This is a genomic window from Cloacibacterium caeni (assembly GCF_907163105.1).
GTDB classification, from domain to species: domain Bacteria; phylum Bacteroidota; class Bacteroidia; order Flavobacteriales; family Weeksellaceae; genus Cloacibacterium; species Cloacibacterium caeni_A.
This window is the reverse complement of sequence record NZ_OU015321.1, coordinates 513,839-534,708: the sequence shown is the minus strand read 5'-3', so window position 1 is coordinate 534,708 and position 20,870 is coordinate 513,839. Positions and strand designations below refer to the sequence as shown.

Here is a 20,870-nt window from a genome sequence, read left to right as displayed (position 1 = left end):
TGTTCAAATATAATAAAAACCTCACTTTATACCAATAAGAGAAACCGTAATCCTATTTTAGGATTAGTCATGTTCAAGGATTGGAAGTTTGTATTACATGTAAAAACATTTTGTCATTTTGAGCGGAAGAATGAAGCGAAAAATCTGTTTCTTGATGTAGAGATTCTTCACTTTGCTGCGCTGCATTCAGAATGACAAGGTTATGTTTTCAACATTCGGATTATAAATCCTAGACATTAGGTAAGACACTTGCTAGATACTTACAGGATAAAGGCAGGACACTTGCTCTTTTCCTTAACCCAGTTTCCAACTATTTTAGTTATTTTTGCTAAAATCTTTCTACAGAAAATGCCTGAACATATCCTACAAAGAATAGAAGAATTAAGAGAAGAACTGCATCAGCATAATTACAATTATTATGTGTTAGATGAGCCTACGATTTCGGATTTTGAATTTGATGCCAAACTCAAAGAACTGCAAGAACTGGAAGCAGCTCATCCAGAGTTTTATGACCCGCATTCTCCTACACTGAGAGTAGGTGGAGAAATCACCAAAAACTTCCCTACCATTCAGCATCAGTTCAGAATGTATTCTTTGGATAACTCTTATGATTTCAATGACTTACAGGATTGGCACACTAGAATTTCTAAAATTTTAGAAACCGAAGACATAGAATTCGTCGCCGAACTGAAATATGACGGCGCTTCTATTTCCATTTTATTTGAAAACGGTAAACTTTCTCAAGCCGTAACCAGAGGTGATGGTTTCCAAGGCGATGAAATCACTGCCAATGTAAAGACCATTAAAGACATTCCGCTTCAGTTGCAGGGAAATTTCCCAGAAAGATTTTTTATGCGTGGCGAAATTTATCTTACGCACCACAACTTCAACAAAATTAATGAAGAGCGATTAGCAGAAGGTTATGACGCTTTTATGAACCCAAGAAATACTGCTTCTGGAAGTCTTAAACTGCAAGATTCTGGCGAAGTGAGAAAGAGAAATCTTTCGGCGGTGCTCTATCAATTTGTAAGCGAAAACAGTCCTGCGGAAACGCATTTCGAACTGCTTCAACAAGCAAAAACTTGGGGTTTCAAAATTTCTGAAAACGCCCAACTTTGTAGAAATATTCAAGAAGTACAAGATTTTATCAATTTCTGGGACGAGAAACGCAAGAAATTGAATTTCGACATTGACGGAATTGTGATCAAAGTAAATTCCCTAAAACAACAGCAATTATTGGGTTATACTGCCAAATCTCCCCGTTTTGCAATGGCTTATAAATTTAAAGCCGAAAAAGTAGAAACAGAATTACTCAGCATCGATTATCAAGTGGGGAGAACTGGCGCAGTAACACCTGTTGCGAATTTGGCTCCCGTTCTATTGGCTGGAACCATTGTAAAACGCGCCTCTCTGCACAACGAAGATATTATCAAAAAACTGGATTTGCATGTAGGAGATTTCGTCTATGTAGAAAAAGGCGGAGAAATTATTCCAAAAATTGTAGGCGTAAATCTAGAAAAACGAAATGTTTTTGCTACAGAAGTTCAGTATGCAACGCATTGTCCAGAATGTGGCAGTGAGCTGATTCGTTTAGAAGATCAGGCTGCTCATTTTTGTCCTAATGAAACGCATTGTCCACCACAAGTTGTGGGAAAAATGATTCATTACGTTTCCAGAAAAGCTTTGAATATAGAAAATTTAGGCAGCGAAACCATAGAACAACTCTACCGTGAAGGTTTACTGACCAACATTGCAGATTTTTACACTTTGCGCAAAGAACAATTGCTTCCGCTGGAAAGAATGGCGGAAAAATCTGCCCAAAATATCATTGACGGCGTAGAAAAATCTAAACAAATTCCTTACGAAAAAGTATTGTACGGAATCGGCATCAAACACGTAGGAGAAACGGTTGCCAAAAAACTAGCGAAGAATTTCCCAAGCATTGATGATTTAAAAAATGCCACAGAAGAGGAACTCTGCCAAGTAGAAGACATTGGTTCTAAAATTGCGGAAAGCATTGTTTCTTATCTTCAAAATCCCGAAAATTGGGAAATGATTGAACGATTGAGAAGTTATGGCGTACAACTGGAAAAAGGCGAAAATACTACAGAAGTTTTGAGTACTGTTTTAGAAGGCAAAACCTTTCTTTTCACAGGGAAACTTTCGCTTTTTACGCGTGAACAAGCCGAAGAAATGGTAGAAAAGCATGGCGGAAAAAATATTTCGGCAGTATCTAAAAACCTCAACTATCTGGTGGTGGGAGAAAAAGCGGGAAGCAAACTCAAAAAGGCACAAGATATCGGTACGATTACGATTTTAGATGAACAACAGTTTCTTAACTTAATTGAAAATTGAAAATAGTGAATTGAAAATGAAAAACTCAACAATATTTTTAGTTCTAATATTTATGTTCAATTTTGGCTTTGGACAAAAGGCTTTGAATGATAAATTCAAAAAAATTATTATTGAAACAGAGAAAAAACATGATGCAAAAGTATCAGAATATGGGATTGATAATAAATTATGGACAGACAACACGGCATCTTTTAAAGAAAACGACACCATTTCTTTTTATACTACATCGAATCTTCCATTTTGTAAAAGTAAATTATTCGTCTTTTATCCAAAAAATTCTCTCACAATCAATTATGGAGATGAGTGCAATGAACCTCCTAGTATATCTGTTGCAAAAATTAAATATCGTTATAAAATTAGAAAAGATTTGCTAACTGTATTTTCTTCAAACAAAAATATAATTTGTAGGCTCAGGATAGTCAAAATAGAAAACTATCAACAAGATAAATATGGAAAAGACTCTTACAAACTCACTTTTATTGTTCTTAAGTAAATTTTTTGTTAAATAAAAAAGCTCAAGAAAATTCTTGAACTTTTGCTTTTAAATGGAAACTTTAACGGCTAATTCATAAAAATGAGAATTGGCAAGTTTCTTTAATCTTTCTTTTAAACAAGGAGAATTATGATAATCTCCATTAAAAATAATCACGTTTTGAGCATTCAGTGTGTTTTGATTTTCACAATCATAATTTTGTTCATGTTCGGCTGGAGTGTATTTTTCAAAAAACTCATCATTAGAATAAAAAACTGTGTAATCCTCTGAAAGTTCTACGTTGAAAGGCATTTTCTTTTCTACTAATTTTGCTTTATCTGAAAATTCTGGCTCTATCTTTCCGTCATGATATACAATCTCTGTGAGTTCGCCATTGGTTTTTTGGGCAAACTCTTCTGCTTGTTTGTAGTTTCCAAAACCCGTATAGATTTTGAAATTTCCTACCATAAATTCTAATATTTTTTTCCCGTAGTGCATTTAATTTTTAATTTTTTAAATCGTTATACTCAATATTTTTAATTTTTGCTTCTATTTTTTCGGCTTTTAGATTTTGTCTCAAGAAACCAAATAAGCTCATGTAAATATTGGCTATCCAAACCAATGAAAATCCTGCAATGAGATATCCTCGCCAATCTTCAAAAAACAAGGTAAAGTTTGTTATCAACAAGAGAAATATCGTCACATAATGACTAAAACAATACTCACAGGTAAAGAGATAAAAAAACTTTTTCTCCGAGAGTGAAGTTGCGTTTTCTACTCTTTTTTGACAATATTCTCGCGGTTCTTTGAAAATTTCTTCGTGCGTGACTGTCCACGCAATACAAGCAATAGGTATCGCCAGAATAAACAGTTGCAGTATGTTATTAAAACTAAGCATGATTTTACAGTACAAAATTAGATTAAACAAGCGCTTAGTATTTTACAATATTTTCTTGATTTCATACAGAATTAACATTTTATAACTTTCTCCGGGCAAAGTTTTAAATTTTCATAAATTTGTATTAAAATTTACAACAATGGATTTGCATCTTGATAGAACGTTTAAGTATTATTGGTTAATGTTTAAGAGACACGATTTATCAGCAGGTCTCACGGTTTTTCTAGTTGCACTTCCCTTATGTCTGGGCGTAGCATTGGCTTCTGGAGCACCACTCTATTCAGGTATCTTATCAGGAATTATCGGTGGAATTGTAGTAGGAGTTCTGAGTGGTTCAGATTTAGCTGTTTCTGGTCCTGCTGCTGGTTTAACTACGGTTGTCGCTGCCTCTATCATCAGTCTTGGCGATTTTCAAACCTTTTTATTGGCGGTAATTATTGCTGGACTTTTTCAAATATTATTAGGTGTTTTAAAACTGGGCGTTTTTGCCAGTTATTTCCCGAGTTCGGTGATTAAAGGAATGATGGCTGCTATAGGAATTATCTTGATTTCTAAACAAATTCCATTGGCTTTAGGATATAATCAACCCGATTTTTGGACCAGTGGTTTTGTACAAATTTTCACTTCTAAAAATTTCTTAGGAAACCTGGTAGAGTTTAATTCTCATATTACCAGAGGTGCAGTTTTTATTTCTGTGATTTCTTTAGCGATTTTAATTCTGATGAAGAAACCACAATTTCAAAAATTCAATAAGATTCCCGCTCCACTTTTGGTGGTTATTTTTGGAATTTTAATCAACTTTTTAATGAATTATTTCGGTTCTTCTTATGCTTTAAAGCCAAATCAATTGGTTAATATTCCAGAAAACATGTTTGCAGAAATTAAATTCCCCGAATTTTCTAAAATTCTGAGTAACCAAGAAATCTGGAAAGATGGAATTCTCATAGGAATTTTGGCCACGCTAGAAACTTTGCTTTGTATAGAAGCGATGGATAAACTAGACCGTCATAACAGAATTACTCCTGTAAACCGCGAACTGATTGCACAGGGAATTGGTAATTTCCTATGCGGACTTTTAGGTGCAATTCCCATCACCGCAGTCGTAGTAAGAGGTTCTGCTAATATAGAAGCTGGCGCAAAAACTAAAGTTTCAGCCTTCATGCATGGAGTATTTTTATTGCTCTCTGTATTGCTGATTCCGTTTTTGATTAACATGATTCCATACGCTTCTTTATCTGCTATTTTGATTATTACAGGTTTTGGATTGACAAGAATTGAGATTTATAAACATCTCTTTAAACTCGGTTTAAAACAGTTTATTCCGTTTATTGCCACTATTATTATTATCCTTGTAACAGACTTACTCATTGGAGTTTCTATTGGTTTATTGATTTCTATTTATTACATCATCAAAGAAAATTTCAAAGAAAACTACGAAATAGAAAAAACACATTTTCAAGGTATTGACCAATATAAATTGAAACTTCACAGCAATGTAACTTTCATCAATAAAGTGAAAATTAAAAATGCTTTGGATAAAGTTCCTGCTTATTCTGTATTAACTATTGACGGCTCCGAAGTTCATTTTATCGACCATGATGTTTTAGAAATTATTTCAGATTTCAAAAATAAAGCACATGACAGACATATCCAGCTTCAAATGATTAATATAGAAACCGTAGAAACTGCTGCAATTTCTCACTAAAAAAAGCCTCCAAAAAATGAAGGCTTACTGTCTAAAAATCAAATACTGAAAATATGAAGTAAAGTTGTCTGTTTAAATGTTATTTGTTTTTACGGCAAGTTCGTATACATTTCCTCGCATTAAAAACTTTATTCTTTCTCTAGTCGTTACGGTATTTACACCGCTTTCATCTGTGATAATAATTCTATCTCCTGGTGCAATATTTTGGTCAGACAAAATATCTTCTGGCAGCATATCATTTTCTGCTTTTTTCATGTCAAAAAGAATTTGGTCTGCCATTTCTTGAAATCCTTCTGCATCAGAATAAAGCACTCTATAATTGGGATGATCTGGTAATTCTACCTTAAAAGGTTTTTTACTTTCTACCAACTTCGCCGAATCATTCGGTGTAGGATTATCAGAACCATCTGTAAAACCTACTTCTACCAATTCACCTTGGTGTTCATTGGCATAATTTACCGCATCTTCATAGTTGGCAAAATTGGTGGTCACCGTATATTGGTCAAATTCATAATGCTGTAATCTATCTTCGGTGTGATGTGTAGTCATTTTGTAAAAATTTTGTGATTTGGTTAAGACAAAGATAGATGGACACGTCTCCAAATGTTTTATACAATTATATTAAATGCTTTCAAAATTGTGAGATGATGATATTTTTTGATTAATTTTAAGCACTCATTTTAAAAATATGAATTAATGCTTAAGAAAACGTTTATTATAGCGACATTATTTCAGGCTGCTGCTTTTTTTGGTCAGCAATACGGTGGAATGTGGATTCCTACTGAAATTAATGAAAAAGAGATGAAATCTTTGGGAATGAAAATTAAAGCCCAAGACATTTGGAACACTGAAAAACCGAGTATTAAAGACGCTGTAGTTCAGTTTGACGGAGGTTGTACCGCAGAAATAATTTCTCCGAAAGGTTTATTATTAACCAATCACCACTGCGGTTATGATAACATCCAAAGCCATTCTACCGTAGAAAATGATTTATTGACCAATGGATTTTGGGCAAAAAACATGGGGGAAGAATTGCCAAACCCAGGTGTTACCGTAGATTTTGTTACGGATATTAAAGAAATTACTCAAGATATTTTAGGCAATACTTCTTCATTAAGCGGAGCAGAATTGACTAAAAAAATCAATGAAAATATAGACGCTTACAAGAAATCTCAAAAAATAGAATCTTACCAAAGTATTATTGTAAGACCTATGTTTGCAGGGAATAAATATTATGCATTTGTAGTAGAAACCTATAAAGACATTAGATTAGTAGGAGCACCACCACAAAGCATTGGTAAATTCGGTTCTGATACGGATAACTGGGTTTGGCCAAGACATACTGGTGATTTTTCTATGTTTAGAATTTATGCTGACAAAAACAACAAACCAGCGGAATACTCTAAGGACAATGTTCCTTTTACGCCAAAACATTTCTTACCGATTTCTGTAAAAGACATTAAAGAAAATGATTTCACTTTCGTTTTCGGATTTCCGGGCAGAACCAATGAATATTTGCCAAGCGTAGCGATTGAAAAAATCATCACAGATACCAATCCTGCGAGAATTGAAGTAAGAGATATCGCTCTAAAAACTTTAGATGAAAAAATGCGTGCAGATGATGCTACCAGAATTAAATATGCTTCTAAATACGCTTCTGTTGCCAACTATTGGAAAAAATGGATTGGCGAAACAAAAGGTCTTAAAAAATCAAATGCTGTTGCCAAAAAACAAGCTTATGAAAGTTCTTTAGTGGCTAAAAATTCAGAAATTAAAACGTCTCTTGATGAATTTAAAAAACTGTATGACCAACAAGCGCCTTATGCTTTAAATAACGCTTATTACAGTGAAATTCTACGAAATGCTGAAACATTAACGCTTGCTAATCTGTATTATACTTTTGTTCAAAATTATGAAGCAGGGAAAATAGATAACAAAACTGTTCAAGGATTCAAAAACAGACTTTCTGGCATTTATAAAGATTATGATGGCGAATTAGATGCTAAAGTAACCGCTAAACTTTTGGCTTTATACGCCAATAAAACCGCACCAGAATTTTTACCAGAAGGTTTTGCTCAATTTAAAGATGTGAACCAAAATCTTCAAGTTCTTGAAAACTGGAGCAGAAATTCTGTGATTTCAGGAAGAAATTCAGTAAACGGAGCTACCGTTTATTCTAATATTGACCAAGTTTTCTCAAATCTTCCAGAATTGGTAAAAACTCTGAAAGCTGACCCTATTTATCAGACTTTAACCAAAATGAGAGAAACTTATGTAACTAAAGCAGATGCTCAATATGTAGGTTTACAAAGTAAAATAGATGCTTTGCAAAAGAAATATTTAGCGCAAATGATGGCTACAGATACCGAAAGAAAATTTTTCCCAGATGCCAATTCTACACTGAGAGTGACTTACGGAAAAGTGAAAGGTTCTAATCCTGCAGATGCGATTTCTTACCACTACGAAACTACTTTAGATGGTGTAATGGAAAAATATATTCCGGGCGATTATGAATTTGATGTTCCACAAAAATTGATTCAGTTATACAACACCAAAGATTATGGCGATTACAAAAATGCTGCTGGAAAAATTCCATTAGCATTTACCGCAACCAACCACACCACTGGTGGAAACTCAGGAAGTCCAGCTCTCGACAAAAAAGGAAACCTTATCGGTTTAAATTTTGACAGACAATGGGAAGGCACGATGAGTGACATTAATTTTGACCCTAGATTCAGCAGAAATATTATGGTTCAGACCAAGTATATTTTATTTATCATCGATAAATTTGCTGGAGCAAGATGGCTATTAGACGAAATGAAAATTGTAAAATAATTTTCGATAAAATATTTTAGTAAGAACGCGCCAAAAGGTGCGTTCTTTTTGTATAATCTAAACATAAAAAAAACCTCAGAATTTCTTCTGAGGTCAAACACAAATGATGAAATTTACTCTTACCTCTGTAGAGTTATACAAAGGTAAGTCTATTAAATTTTTTATTTGTTACACTATAACTACCTGATTTTATAAAATTTTCAGTTTTAATATCCAAAAATTTCTTCTAAACTCAGTTCGTGAAAATCTCCTAAGTTTTCAATCGCAGAATGGTCTAAATTTTCTTTTTTGCCCATTATCGCAACGTTATAAGAGATGGGTTTTATTTCTTGATTGTAAAATTGAGTTAAATCTTCCAGCTGTAGATTTTCTATTTCGTGGTAAATTTTTTCTCTAATATCATAATCTATTCCTATTTTTTTAAGATTTAAAAAATTAAAGAAAATATTGGTTCTGGTAATTCGGGTAGAAGCAATTTGTTTCAGCGCAGAATTTTTAGCATTATTAAATTGCGTAGGAATTTGAGGCAAATCTTGCATTAAATCCGCCATCGCATCTACTGCTAAATGCAATTTATTGGCTTGTGTACCAATGTAACTTACCACGTAATTATGTCTATCCAAATAAGTCGCAGTAGAGTAATTTACATACGCAGAATACGCTAAACTCTTGCTTTCTCTGAGCTCCTGAAAAACAATAGATGATAAACCTCTGCCAAAATATTCATTAAAAACATTGATTTTTCCGTAATTTTCTGTATTCAGTTGAGAAGCCCTACCAATTTTACTCATTTCCATTTGTACCATATCATAATTGGTAAAGAATACTTTTCCTTGCGTTTCCAATTCTTGATAAATTTTCGGCTTTGGAATGGTGAGTGTTGATTTTTCTAACAAGGGTTGAATTTTTTCCTTGAACCCCTCAAAATCTTTACCGTAGAAGAAAATTTCATAAGGTAATTGGGTCAAATTCTTCACTTTTTCAGTAAGATGTTCTACTTTTGTTGCTCTCAATTTTTCTTCAGAAATCACATCTCTGAATCTGGAATTTTCACCAAATTTAGCATAATGACTTAATGCCGTCATGATTCTTGACTTGTCTTTTTTAGCCACATTTCGGCTTTCTAAAATCAATTCTATCGTACTTTCATAAACCTCATCATCTGGTTTAACTTCGGTAATCCAATGTTTTAAAAGTTCAAAACCTTTGATTAGATTTTCCTCAAAACCAGTAAGCGAAATAATCATTTGGTCGTCATACGTTTTGAAATCATTACTGATTCCTAATTTAAAAAACTCTTGACTTAATTGATCCGCCGAAAAACGAGAAGTTCCCAAATATTGCAAAACTTGCACCGCTAAGAAAAGCTCTTTATCATGGTCTGTTCCTATTTTGTAAATCAAATGCAACTGCGCAATGTGATTGTATTTATTTCTTACAAAACTGATTTTTTTATCCCCAATTTGAGTTTCCTCAATCATATTTTTATAATCAATAAATTTAGGAGTAATTTCTGAAGATTTTTGGCGAAGAATTTCGGTCAAAAACTCAGATTGTGCTTCTCTATTGATTTTAACAGGAGTAATTCCCGGATTTTCTACTCGAATAAGATTTTCGTTTTCGCCACGTAATTTTTTGACGATCACATAATTTTTTTGGAAGAATTTTTGAGCAAAATCTACCACATCTTGCTTGGTAATTTTCTCAAATTTCTCAATTTCCGAAAGTTCTTCTTCCCAAGTTCTTTCATTGATATAAATCCCGTAAAGCGCTGTTGCTAAACCATCTGCAGTTTCTAGATTTCTGATTTTCTGCAATTTCATATCATTGATAATCGCAGGAATTAACCAATCTGGGAAATCACCATTTTTCACTTTTTCTATCTCTGCCAAAAGCAGTTGTTCTGCCTCTTCTAGAGATTGATTTTCCTTAGGAACAATCATGAGCGAGAACAATCCGTATTGCTTAAAACCCAATTCATAAGCATAACTTCTGAGTGCTTTATGTTTTTGGTTAATGTTTAAATCCAGCAAACCTGCTTCGCCAGTGTTGGAGAGAATCTGAGCCACCATTTCTGCCAAATGCTCCTCTTTGGTTCCATAAGAATCTGTTCGCCAAGCGATGTTTAATCTAGGCGCAGAAGGACTTTTTACAATTCTTTCTACAATTTCAGTTTGAGGTTCTTCTATAATTTTTTCTTTCTTCGGAAGTTCTTTGTACTCAAATTTTCCAAAATATTCATCGACCAAAAGAATGGTTTCTTCGAAATCTAAATCTCCCACCAAAACCATCGCCATATTATTAGGCACATAAAAATCATTGAAATATTGATGAATAGCCTTCATAGAAGGATTTTTCAAATGCTCAGATTTCCCCAAAGTGGTTTGTTGACCATTAGGATGTTTCGGAAAAAGGGCTTCCATAAGTGCATAATTTACCAACCTCACATCGTTATCTTGTGCACGATTAAATTCTTCGTAAACCGATTCTAACTCAGTATGAAAAAGCCTTAAAACCAAACCAGAAAAACGCTCTTTTTCTATTTTGAGCCATTTTTCCAATTCATTATTCGGAATGTTATTTTTATAGACCGTTTCGTCTAACCAAGTGTGAGCATTGGTTCCTGTTGCGCCAAGAGAAGAAATGACTTTGTCATATTCATTGGCAATCGCATATTGACTGGCTCCTTGAGAAATTTCGTCTATTTTTCTATAAATTTCCTTCTTTTTTTCTGGATTTTGCTCGGATTTGTGCAGTTCGTACAAATCAGAAATTTGGTCTAATAATACTTTTTCTTTTTCCCAATCCAGCGTTCCTAATTTGCTCGTTCCTTTGAACATCATATGCTCTAAATAATGCGCCAATCCTGTATTGTCTGATGGATCATTATTGCTTCCCGTTCTTACTGGAATATAGGTTTGGATTCTAGGAGCATCATCATTTTGAGCCAAATAAACCGTTAATCCATTGTTTAATTTGTAGATTCTTACACCCGTTTCATCTCCTTCTACTTGTTGGTAAGTGTACCCGTTTTTATCTGTAAAATTTTTAGTTTTTAATACTAATTTCGTCTGCATTAATTTCTTATTTCTTAATTATTTATTCGGATATTTCTGAATGAGAGCCTGTAAAATTGCCCACGTTTCTATATCTATTTTTCCATCGTAATTCTGTGGTCTAAAATGATATTGGAAAGCCTCAATAGTTTTCTTTGTAGCATCATCCCAAACTCCTGTTTCTGTAATTCCATAGCCAAATTGTTTTAGGGCAATCTGTACTTTCATCACAAAAGCCATCTCATTGATTTTTGCATTAAATTCTTCTGGAATAATCTGCGATTGGAAACTCTGCACTGTAGCATCATCATACCACATTCCTATTCCGTATTCGTCATATAATTTTTTCCAAGGAAATAATGGACCTGGATCTTGTTTACGAGTGGGTGCAATGTCTGAATGTGCTAAAACATTGGTAGGCGGAATTTGATAACGCATTACAATATCTTGAACCAAAGCCGCTACTTTTTTCACTTGATGCTCAGGAAACGGAACGAAAACTCTTTTTCCGTCAACTACTTTAAAACCTTCATTCACGATTTCTATCCCGATAGAAGTATCATTAAGCGTTGCATCTTTTCTCCATGAACTGATTCCTGCGTGATAAGACCTTTTATTTTCGTCTACCAACTGATAAATTTCTATATCGGTAGAATCATTCACCAGATAATGAGAACTTACGGCTTGAGTGGTTAAAACCCTCACAGATTTATCATGATCCAAAGCTGTGTAATGTAAAATCACATATTTCTGTCTGAAATTTTGTGCAATGGCAGGAAAATGATTTCTGGTCACTTTATAACCTTCTGGTTTTGCTCCTACCAAAGAACCATAACTGATGGTGTTATCATTTTTAGTTGGGTCTGCTATATTTACTGTAAAATAATCGCCATGTACATCATGTTTTATCTCCGGTTTAGGAGGTTTTGGTATCGTAGATGTGGTTGGTTGAGGTAAATTATTAGGTTTTGCAATTTCTTTTTGCGATCCGCAAGAAATAATAAAAGATGCTAAACCTATGAAATATAATGAATTACGCATTTTATTGATTTTTTAAAAGATTATTTATTCAAAAATACGAAAATTTTTAGCAATTTTTTTTTGGTTTTTAAGGAAAACTGTCCTATATTTGCACTCGCAATTACGGAAGAGAAGTTCTTAAAAGAATTTGCAAGGAGGGTTGCCGGAGTGGTTAACGGAGCAGTTTGCTAAACTGTCGACTCGCAAGGGTCGCAAGGGTTCGAATCCCTTACCCTCCGCAACCAAGAAATTCGGGGTGTAGCGTAGTCCGGTCATCGCGCCTGGTTTGGGACCAGGAGGTCGCAGGTTCGAATCCTGCCACCCCGACAAAAAAATCGAAAATTTTAAGAAAATTAAGGTTCGTAGCTCAGCTAAATTGAGCATTCCGATTTTAATCGGAACGGTCTCGAGAGAAACCTTTTTAAAAACTTCGGGTGCGTAGCTCAGCTGGATAGAGCATCTGCCTTCTAAGCAGACGGTCTCAGGTTCGAATCCTGACGCGCTCACAGAACCATCACAATCTTGTGGTGGTTTTTTTATGCTTTAAAGCCTACTAACAAAATGACTACTCCGCTGCATGAAGTCAAGAGACCTTGCGATCTTTTAGTCAACATCATCTGGCTATTTTCAGAATCTATTTGTTTCTTTTTTACCCTGTTTTTTGTGTTTTTTGAGACATTTGTTCGAGTCTTGTTCGACTCAAGCTCGAATCAGCTTCGGAAAAAGGGTACTTTTTGCGAACAAAACTCGAGTTTGACTGCCACTTGATTCAAATCAAACCCTTATTTGTTTTCTTCAAAATGCCATATAAAGTTCTGGTATAATAAGAAACAAGCATCTTGCCTTTATCCTGCAAGTAAAGTGCAAGCAGACATTCATTACCCTTTCCTTATACATTCCTTTGACTTTCCTTTGACATTGCTTTGGGTAGAGTTAAGGTTTTGAATAAGCTTTTGATTATCAAGAATACTTTTGTATATTTGGTGGTGTGCAAAATCCCAAGAACGGAAGCAAACTTCCTTCTCGGGACTTCGCAAATCCGCCGAACCGTTGTATGCCATATTAAACCGACTCTCAATCTTAAAAGAAGTGATAAAAAATGAAACTGAAAGTAAAAATCAACAAAATAAAATCAATTGACAGTTTAGAAATTTCTTTACCTATTGAAAAAGGGCTTTATGCTATAACTGGTCAAAATGGGTCGGGAAAAAGCACTGTTGTGACAGCTGCGTCTTGTGTATTTTTTACATTACCAATGAATGATTATTTTGGCGTTACTGAAGAAGATTCAAGAATTGATTTTGAATTAAACGGAGCAAAAAGAGCTTGGTTAAAAGTCGGTGGAAAATGGCAAAAATATTCTGACGGAAAAATGTCAATTAAAGGGTTTTATGAAGGATCTTTAATCTTCGGTAATCGCTTTAGAAATACAAACTACGATACGCTTAAAAAATTAGACTTAATTGACACAACAAAACTAATTCCTGCACCAACTTTTATAAAAGAAAATCTTGGAATTATTTTACAAAACAATAAAAATTTTTACGAAGAATTATTTATTCTTGAAGGTAATAAAATTGACACTAAGTTAAATTTTTCACGAGACATTTTTTATTATAAAAAGGGAGTTAAACGAGTTAGTCAGTTTCATATGTCAACTGGTGAGAACTTAATGGTTAGTATTTTGAATTCAATTTATATAAGAAACAATGACAGAGCAAGTTTGTCTAAACCGTGTTTAATGTTTTTAGATGAAATTGAACTTGCTTTACACCCAAGTTCTTTGAAAAGACTAATTCAATTTTTAAAAGAAATTTCTAATGCTTTCAATTATGCAATTTATTTTTCAACTCATTCTATTGAATTAATTTCAGGTATAAAACCTGATAATATTTTTTTCATTGAAAGATATCCTGATGATACACTTGAAGTATTAAATCCGTGTTATCCAGCTTATGCGACCAGAATTTTATATGACCATTCTGGATATGACCATATATTTTTGGTTGAAGACGATTTAGCAAAGTCAATTATAAATAGAATTTTAAAAAATAAAAATTTACTTTCAAATAGACTTGTTCACGTTTTACCTTGTGGTGGCTACTCAAATGTAATTGATTTAGCAGAAGAAGTAATAAATAGCAACTTAGTTGGTAAAACGTCTAAAATTATGATTATTCTTGATGGTGATGTCAAAACTGAAGCAGACAATTATTACGCAAAAAAAGGATATAAAAACAATATACCATTAAATTATCTTCCTATAAAAAGCTTAGAGAAATATTTAAAAGAAAATTTAATTTTTAATGTTAACAAGGAACTGTTTAAACTATTAAATGATTATGTATTTCAACAAAAAAGTTTACAATTATTAATCCAAGAATATCAAAATGAAAACGACACTTCAAAAGACAATAATGGAAAAACTTTCTATAAATATATTGACACAGAGCTTAGAGCTAGGAACAAAACAAGAGAAGATGTTGTAGAAATGATTGTTGGTTATCTTTTTGACAAATCTGACCCAAAAATAAATAATATCACAACTTTTTTACAGAAACAATTAATATAATACGGCATACAACGGCAGTAACTGTTGCACAACTCTTTTTTTTAGAAAATAGTTTTCAAAAAATAAAAATTTAGACCTCTTTAGAAGCAATTTTAGAGAGGTTTGTTTTTTAGTTAAGATTAAGCAGATACGCTCACCGTTTAGATTCCTGCCACGTAAACAAAAGAGAAATCAGAAATGATTTCTCTTTTTTTGTTTTATATCCGTTTTGTTTTCAATATTTTTGAAAAATGAAAAATTTGGTAATTATTGGTAAGGTTTTTCCAGAACCTAATTCTACAGCTGCCGGTTCTAGAATGATTCAATTGATGGATTCATTCTTAACTCAAAATTATCAAATCACCTTTCTTTCCACTGCTTCAGTTTCAGAAAATAGCTTTGATTTGAGTTCTAAAAACATCTCTTTTCAAAATATTGTTTTGAATGATAGTAGTTTTGATGAACTCATCAAAAATCTAAACCCAGAAATCGTCATTTTTGACAGATTTACTACTGAAGAACAATTCGGATGGAGAGTTTCTGAGCAAGTTCCAAATGCTATAAAAATCTTAGACACAGAAGATTTACACTTCCTAAGAAATGCCAGAGAAAAAGCGTTTAAACAAAATAAAATTTTAGAAAATTCAGATTTAATCAATGACGTTTTCAAGCGTGAATTAGCTTCCATTTTAAGATGCGACCTTTCCCTCATCATTTCTGAATTCGAGATGAATTTACTCATTGAAAAGTTTAAAATTGACGAGAATATTCTCTTTTATCTTCCACTTTTTGGAGATATTAAAAAAACTGAAACTTCCTTTTCAGAAAGAAAAAATTTTATCAGCATCGGTAATTTTTTACACGAACCGAATTGGCACACTGTTCTTCAACTCAAAAAACTTTGGAAAGACATCAAAAACCAACTTCCAGAAGCCGAAATTCATATTTATGGTGCTTACGCAAGTGAAAAAGTCTTTCAGTTGCATAATGAAAAAGAAGGTTTCATCATCAAAGGAAGAGCCGAAAATGTAGAAATTATTTTTAACACTGCTAAAGTTTTACTCGCACCCATTCCTTTTGGAGCTGGAATTAAAGGTAAATTGCTCGAAAGCATGCAATTTGGATTACCCAATGTTACTTCCGCAGTTGGTGCAGAAGCGATGCATGGAAACCTTGACTGGAATGGTTTTATTACCGATAACGAAACGGAATTTGTAGAAAAAGCAGTTCTACTCTATCAAAATGAAAATTTTTGGCAAAAATCTCAAGAAAACGGTTATCTAATTGCTAAAAATTTATTCAAAAAAGAGATTTTTGAGAAAGATTTCACAGCAAAAATAGATTGGATTTCAGAACATTTACCAGAACATAGAAACACTAATTTTCTAGGGCAAATTCTTCAACATCATACTTTGCAAAGCACTAAATATTTAAGTAAATGGATTGAGGAAAAGAATTCTAAAAATCAATAATATAATTCTTCCCTTTTATTTCTTTTAGTTTCCGTATTTTTACACATTCAATTCAAATAAGGCAAAAAAAGCCTTTTGAAAAACCTATGAATACAGAAAATTTAAAAATTCAGATAAAAACATTTTTTGGTTTAGAAGAAGTTCTTGCCGAAGAAATTAAAAAGTTAGGCGGAAGAAAAGTAGAGATTAAAAACCGCGCCGTAAACTGCGAAGGCGACCTTGGTTTTCTATACAAAATCAATTATTCTGCCAGAACAGCTGTTAAAATTTTGGTTCCTATTGCTACTTTTAAAGCTTGGAATGAAAATAAATTGTATGACAAAATTTTCGATTTTCCTTGGGAAACCGTGATGAGTGTAGATCAAACTTTCGCGATAGATTCTACGGTTTATTCTGAAACATTCAAACATTCACAATTTGTAGCATTGAAAATGAAAGATGCGATTTGTGATTATTTTGTGATGAAAGAAAGACGCAGACCAGACGTTGACCCGAAAAATCCTGACATCAAATTCCATCTTCATATTGATAGAGAATTGGTTACGATTTCTTTGGATTCTTCTGGAGATCCTTTATTTAAGCGTGGTTACCGAAAAGAACAAGGAGAAGCGCCGATTAATGAAGTTCTCGCTTCAGGAATGTTGCAATTAGCAGGTTGGGACGGAAAAGGCAATTTCCTTGATCCAATGTGCGGAAGTGGAACGCTTTTAATCGAAGCAGCAATGTTGGCGATGGATTTACCTGCACAAATTTTTAGAAAGAAATTCGCTTTCCAAAATTGGAAAAATTACGATGCGGAATTATTCACCAAAATCAAAGAATTTAGAATTAATAGAGTTAAAGAATTTACAGGAAAAATTGTAGGTTACGACATTGATGCAAGAATGCTGAATGCTGCTAGAATCAACATAGAAGCCGCAGAAATGGAAGATGTAATTGAAGTAAAAAAACAGAATTTCTTTGAATCTGAAAAAGATATGTTCCCGTTGTTAATGGTTTTCAATCCGCCTTATGATGAGAGAATTACGATTAACGATCCTGATTTTTACAAAAAAATTGGTGATACTTTTAAACAAAAATATCCGAATACTTTGGCTTGGATGATTTCATCAGATTTAGAAGGCGTAAAAAATGTAGGTTTGAGACCTTCCCGAAAAATAAAACTCTTCAACGGAAAATTAGAATGCCGTTTCCTACAATACGAAATGTACGAAGGCACGAAGAAAATTCATAAATTAGAAAAGTAAATTTTTAACCGCAAAAGAGACAAAAGAAATGTTTGAAAACAAGTATTTCAAAAGAACAAAAAGCAAATTTCAAAATAAATTTAAACCTTTTTAGACTTTTGAAATCCTTAAAAAAGAGATAAAGCTTTTGTCTCTTTTGTGGTTTAATTACTATCTTTACAACTCAATTTTAAAAAATCCAATGCAAAATACAGCTCAACAATTTAGCGAAGTTATTCATCAATGTCGTGATTTGTTTTCTAAAAAATTACAAGATTACGGTGCAGCTTGGCGTGTTTTAAGACCAAGTTCTATTACCGACCAAATTTACATTAAAGTTAATAGAATCCGTACTTTACAGATGACTGACGTAAAAATGGTAGATGAACACGAAGAAGATGAATTTATAGCGATTGTGAACTACTCCATCATTGGTTTAATACAATTAGAAAAAGGTTTTTCTGAAAATTTAGACGAAGACAGAACTGAAATTCTGAAATTATATGATGATTACGCTCAAAAAGCAAAAGATTTAATGCTTCGTAAAAACCACGATTATGGTGAAGCTTGGCACGAAATGAGGATTTCATCCATCACCGATTTAATTTATCAAAAAGTTCTTCGCACAAAACAAATTGAAGATAATCAGGGAAAAACTCTGGTTTCAGAAGGTTTAGACGCTAATTATTTTGATATGCTGAATTATGCAGTTTTCTGTCTCATTAAGTTTTCGGAAGAAAAAAAATAAGGCTTCGACTCCGCTCAGCCTGACAAAAACAAATACCAAACTAAAAAAAATGAAAAGAATTTTAAGATACATTATTGCCGTTATTTTCATTGCATCTGGCTTTGTGAAAGCAATAGATGTGAAAGGTTTTTCTTTTAAACTCGAAGAATATTTTTCGCCAGACGTTTTTAATTTGACTTTTTTACAGAATTTCACTTTAGAAATTGCAATTTTTGTAGTCGCATTAGAACTAGTTTTAGGATTAATGCTTTTGTTAAAGATGAAGCTAAAATACACACTTATTTCGTTAATTGCATTGTGCGTTTTTTTTGCATTTCTTACGTTTTATTCGGCTTATTTTAATAAAGTTACAGACTGCGGTTGTTTTGGAGATGCCATCAAATTCACACCTTGGCAAAGCTTCTGGAAAGACATTACGTTGCTTTTCGGTTTACTTATTTTATGGTTTTTAAATAAAAAATCAGACACATTAAATAATGAAAAAGGATTACTTAAAATACCATTTCTCGGAGTAGGAATTTTGGTTTCTGCTTTCATCATTTATTACGGAATTGCACACGAACCTTTGATTGATTTCAGAGATTATAAAATTGGGACTGATTTAAATCTTGAGAAACAAAAAATATCGGCCAATCCTTCGGAATACAAAACTTCTTACACGCTGAAAAACAACAAAACTGGCGAGGAAAAAGTGGTAGGACAAGATGATTTTGTGAACCAAAAAGAATATTGGGAAGAAGGAACGCCTTGGCAAATTCAGAAAGGGAAAGAAGTGTCTGTTTTGGTGAAACAAGGCTATCAATCTTCTATTGATAAATTTAAATTAGAAGACGAAAACGGAAATGATGTTACTGACCAAATTCTTCATTTACCGAAAGTGTATTTGATTTTCACTTATAAACCAAAGGAAATTTCTTACGGAGCACATCCATCAGAAGAAATTCAAGAAAAACTAGAAATGGTAGCTGGAAAATCTCCAATTTATGAAATCTCAACAGAAAAATCAGATTTATTAGGTTTTCAACATTTAACCATGGATGCAACAGCTATCAAAACTATTGCAAGAAGCAATCCTTTTGTTTTGGTCTTAGAAAACGGTAAAATTGTAGAAAAGAAAAGTTTGGAAGATTTTTTAAAACATTAAAATAAAAAACTTTGCGCTCATTGCGAAAAACTTAGCGACTTTGCGTGAAAAAAAAATAAATAAAAATAAAATGAGAAAAACCAACAAATCCATCGCAGGATATCACTTATTGATGATTCTTTCGGCAGTAGATTATAAATTTCATGCAGGCGAAGAAAAAGTCATCAGAGAATATCTAGAAGAAGAATTTCCGTTCCATGTGAATTTGGATAACGAGTTAGAAGTGATTTCTGCGCTTCAACCTAGCGATTGGAAAGACCATTTTGAGTTTCAGGCACATTGTTTCCTAGACGATTCTACCGAAAAAGAACGTAAAGAATTCAAACAATTTGCAAAAAAACTCATCAAAGCAGATACCAACGTTTCAGACAGAGAGCACGATTTCTACTCTTTGATGAAAACCATTTGGAAAATGTAATTTTTTGAATTTTCTTTTCCTCAATCCTAAAGGAAGGAAAATTCAAAATAAACTGATTCAATTCATACCCTCAAATTTCTGTAAATCTTTAAAAATTCAGAAATTTGCAAAAATTTAAAATTTAACCTCAATACTTTATAGAAATGAGAAAAAACATTGTAGCAGGAAACTGGAAAATGAACAAAAACGTGATTGATGCTCAACAATTAATGGCTCAATTATTAGATTATAAAAAAGCAAATACCACCAATTGCGAAGTGTGGATTGCTCCTCCTTCATTATATTTAATGATGGCTAGAGATGTATTTGAAAACAATGAAATCGGTGTTTTTTCACAAGATATGAGCGAATACGAAAGTGGCGCTTACACCGGTGAAATTTCTGCAGATATGTTGCAATCTATCGAAGCAGACGGTTCTATCATTGGACACAGTGAACGCAGACAATACCACGGAGAAACAGATTCTCACTGCAATAGAAAAGTAAAATTGGCTTTAGACAAAGGTTTAACTCCAATCTATTGTAACGGAGAAACTCTGGAACAAAGAAAATCTGGACAACATTTAGAAGTGGTAAAAAACCAAACCGAAACTGCTCTTTTCACGCTTTCTGCGGAAGAAATTAAAAAAGTGGTGATCGCTTACGAACCAGTTTGGGCGATTGGAACTGGCGAAACTGCCACTCCAGAACAAGCGCAAGAAATTCACGCGCACATCAGAAGTCTTATCGCCACAAAATACGGACAAGAAGTTGCCAACGAAATTTCAATTTTGTATGGCGGTTCTGTAAAACCAGACAATGCGAAAGAGATTTTTTCTCAGCCAGACATTGACGGTGGTTTAATTGGTGGAGCTGCTTTAAAATTAGAAGATTTTTCTAAAATTATTGAAGGTTTTAATCAATAAGAGCCAAGTAAAAATAACCAAGTAAAAAGTAAAAGTCGGGAATTATTCTCGGCTTTTTTTGTAGC

General features: G+C 33.2%; 16 protein-coding genes and 3 tRNA genes. 14 read left to right on the top strand and 5 right to left on the bottom strand.

The window, feature by feature from the left end:
- Positions 1-348: 348 nt before the first annotated feature.
- Positions 349-2,355: an NAD-dependent DNA ligase LigA gene (ligA, locus tag KKQ76_RS02460; RefSeq protein ID WP_213195674.1), complete on the top strand. Its 2,007-nt coding sequence runs from the start codon at positions 349-351 to the stop codon at positions 2,353-2,355.
- 16 nt (positions 2,356-2,371) lie between these two features.
- On the top strand, positions 2,372-2,848 hold the full coding sequence (locus tag KKQ76_RS02455; protein WP_213195673.1) for a hypothetical protein: 477 nt from the start codon (positions 2,372-2,374) through the stop codon (positions 2,846-2,848).
- 48 nt (positions 2,849-2,896) lie between these two features.
- Here KKQ76_RS02455 and KKQ76_RS02450 read toward each other — a convergent pair whose 3' ends face one another.
- Both KKQ76_RS02450 and KKQ76_RS12680 read right to left on the bottom strand, forming a co-directional pair.
- On the bottom strand, positions 2,897-3,325 hold the full coding sequence (locus KKQ76_RS02450; protein ID WP_069796765.1) for a hypothetical protein: 429 nt from the start codon (positions 3,323-3,325) through the stop codon (positions 2,897-2,899).
- 7 nt (positions 3,326-3,332) lie between these two features.
- Complete coding sequence (locus tag KKQ76_RS12680; RefSeq protein WP_246501319.1) at positions 3,333-3,494, bottom strand: hypothetical protein; 162 nt, start codon at positions 3,492-3,494, stop codon at positions 3,333-3,335.
- Positions 3,495-3,864: 370 nt separating this feature from the next.
- Here KKQ76_RS12680 and KKQ76_RS02440 point away from each other — a divergent pair, with 370 nt between their 5' ends.
- On the top strand, positions 3,865-5,430 hold the full coding sequence (locus KKQ76_RS02440) for a SulP family inorganic anion transporter (protein WP_213195671.1): 1,566 nt from the start codon (positions 3,865-3,867) through the stop codon (positions 5,428-5,430).
- Positions 5,431-5,502: 72 nt separating this feature from the next.
- Here the strand turns inward: KKQ76_RS02440 and KKQ76_RS02435 are convergent, their stop codons facing one another.
- A complete protein-coding gene (locus tag KKQ76_RS02435) occupies positions 5,503-5,979 on the bottom strand; it encodes a hypothetical protein (protein WP_213195670.1) in 477 nt (158 codons plus the stop codon).
- 147 nt (positions 5,980-6,126) lie between these two features.
- Between KKQ76_RS02435 and KKQ76_RS02430 the strand changes: the two genes are divergently transcribed.
- Positions 6,127-8,265 carry a S46 family peptidase gene (locus KKQ76_RS02430; protein ID WP_213195669.1) on the top strand — a complete coding sequence of 713 codons (2,139 nt, stop codon included), beginning with the start codon at positions 6,127-6,129 and terminating at the stop codon, positions 8,263-8,265.
- Between the two features lie 206 nt (positions 8,266-8,471).
- On the opposite strand, the gene KKQ76_RS02425 is transcribed toward KKQ76_RS02430, so the two are convergent.
- Both KKQ76_RS02425 and KKQ76_RS02420 read right to left on the bottom strand, forming a co-directional pair.
- Entirely contained in the window at positions 8,472-11,342 is a 2,871-nt protein-coding gene (locus tag KKQ76_RS02425) for a M16 family metallopeptidase (RefSeq protein ID WP_213195668.1), read from the bottom strand.
- Positions 11,343-11,360: 18 nt separating this feature from the next.
- Positions 11,361-12,362: an N-acetylmuramoyl-L-alanine amidase gene (locus KKQ76_RS02420; protein ID WP_213195667.1), complete on the bottom strand. Its 1,002-nt coding sequence runs from the start codon at positions 12,360-12,362 to the stop codon at positions 11,361-11,363.
- A 133-nt stretch (positions 12,363-12,495) separates the two neighbouring features.
- On the opposite strand from KKQ76_RS02420, the gene KKQ76_RS02415 reads away from it, so the two are divergent.
- From KKQ76_RS02415 to tpiA, 10 genes are all read left to right on the top strand, one after another.
- Positions 12,496-12,580: transfer RNA gene (locus tag KKQ76_RS02415), tRNA-Ser, on the top strand.
- A 13-nt stretch (positions 12,581-12,593) separates the two neighbouring features.
- Positions 12,594-12,668, top strand: a tRNA-Pro gene (locus tag KKQ76_RS02410).
- Between the two features lie 105 nt (positions 12,669-12,773).
- Positions 12,774-12,847 (top strand) — tRNA-Arg (locus KKQ76_RS02405).
- Positions 12,848-13,440: 593 nt separating this feature from the next.
- Positions 13,441-14,913: an ATP-dependent nuclease gene (locus KKQ76_RS02400; protein ID WP_213195666.1), complete on the top strand. Its 1,473-nt coding sequence runs from the start codon at positions 13,441-13,443 to the stop codon at positions 14,911-14,913.
- Positions 14,914-15,143: 230 nt separating this feature from the next.
- On the top strand, positions 15,144-16,364 hold the full coding sequence (locus KKQ76_RS02395) for a glycosyltransferase (protein WP_213195665.1): 1,221 nt from the start codon (positions 15,144-15,146) through the stop codon (positions 16,362-16,364).
- Positions 16,365-16,450: 86 nt separating this feature from the next.
- Positions 16,451-17,611: a THUMP domain-containing class I SAM-dependent RNA methyltransferase gene (locus KKQ76_RS02390; protein ID WP_213195664.1), complete on the top strand. Its 1,161-nt coding sequence runs from the start codon at positions 16,451-16,453 to the stop codon at positions 17,609-17,611.
- A 181-nt stretch (positions 17,612-17,792) separates the two neighbouring features.
- Entirely contained in the window at positions 17,793-18,338 is a 546-nt protein-coding gene (locus KKQ76_RS02385) for a DUF1599 domain-containing protein (RefSeq protein ID WP_213195663.1), read from the top strand.
- A 49-nt stretch (positions 18,339-18,387) separates the two neighbouring features.
- Entirely contained in the window at positions 18,388-19,482 is a 1,095-nt protein-coding gene (locus KKQ76_RS02380; protein ID WP_213195662.1) for a BT_3928 family protein, read from the top strand.
- Positions 19,483-19,552: 70 nt separating this feature from the next.
- Positions 19,553-19,900, top strand: a complete 348-nt coding sequence (locus KKQ76_RS02375; protein ID WP_213195661.1) for a TerB family tellurite resistance protein — start codon at positions 19,553-19,555, stop codon at positions 19,898-19,900.
- A gap of 143 nt (positions 19,901-20,043) precedes the next feature.
- Complete coding sequence (tpiA, locus tag KKQ76_RS02370) at positions 20,044-20,805, top strand: triose-phosphate isomerase (RefSeq protein WP_213195660.1); 762 nt, start codon at positions 20,044-20,046, stop codon at positions 20,803-20,805.
- Positions 20,806-20,870 lie beyond the last annotated feature (65 nt).

Excerpts from the sequence above, each read along its gene's own strand:
- ligA (WP_213195674.1), top strand. The coding sequence starts at position 349 with ATGCCTGAACATATCCTACAAAGAATAGAAGAATTAAGAGAAGAACTG.
- KKQ76_RS02455 (WP_213195673.1), top strand. The coding sequence starts at position 2,372 with ATGAAAAACTCAACAATATTTTTAGTTCTAATATTTATGTTCAATTTT.
- KKQ76_RS02450 (WP_069796765.1), bottom strand. The coding sequence starts at position 3,325 with ATGCACTACGGGAAAAAAATATTAGAATTTATGGTAGGAAATTTCAAA.
- KKQ76_RS02440 (WP_213195671.1), top strand. The coding sequence starts at position 3,865 with ATGGATTTGCATCTTGATAGAACGTTTAAGTATTATTGGTTAATGTTT.
- KKQ76_RS02435 (WP_213195670.1), bottom strand. The coding sequence starts at position 5,979 with ATGACTACACATCACACCGAAGATAGATTACAGCATTATGAATTTGAC.
- KKQ76_RS02430 (WP_213195669.1), top strand. The coding sequence starts at position 6,127 with ATGCTTAAGAAAACGTTTATTATAGCGACATTATTTCAGGCTGCTGCT.
- KKQ76_RS02425 (WP_213195668.1), bottom strand. The coding sequence starts at position 11,342 with ATGCAGACGAAATTAGTATTAAAAACTAAAAATTTTACAGATAAAAAC.
- KKQ76_RS02420 (WP_213195667.1), bottom strand. The coding sequence starts at position 12,362 with ATGCGTAATTCATTATATTTCATAGGTTTAGCATCTTTTATTATTTCT.
- KKQ76_RS02400 (WP_213195666.1), top strand. The coding sequence starts at position 13,441 with ATGAAACTGAAAGTAAAAATCAACAAAATAAAATCAATTGACAGTTTA.
- KKQ76_RS02395 (WP_213195665.1), top strand. The coding sequence starts at position 15,144 with ATGAAAAATTTGGTAATTATTGGTAAGGTTTTTCCAGAACCTAATTCT.
- KKQ76_RS02390 (WP_213195664.1), top strand. The coding sequence starts at position 16,451 with ATGAATACAGAAAATTTAAAAATTCAGATAAAAACATTTTTTGGTTTA.
- KKQ76_RS02385 (WP_213195663.1), top strand. The coding sequence starts at position 17,793 with ATGCAAAATACAGCTCAACAATTTAGCGAAGTTATTCATCAATGTCGT.
- KKQ76_RS02380 (WP_213195662.1), top strand. The coding sequence starts at position 18,388 with ATGAAAAGAATTTTAAGATACATTATTGCCGTTATTTTCATTGCATCT.
- KKQ76_RS02375 (WP_213195661.1), top strand. The coding sequence starts at position 19,553 with ATGAGAAAAACCAACAAATCCATCGCAGGATATCACTTATTGATGATT.
- tpiA (WP_213195660.1), top strand. The coding sequence starts at position 20,044 with ATGAGAAAAAACATTGTAGCAGGAAACTGGAAAATGAACAAAAACGTG.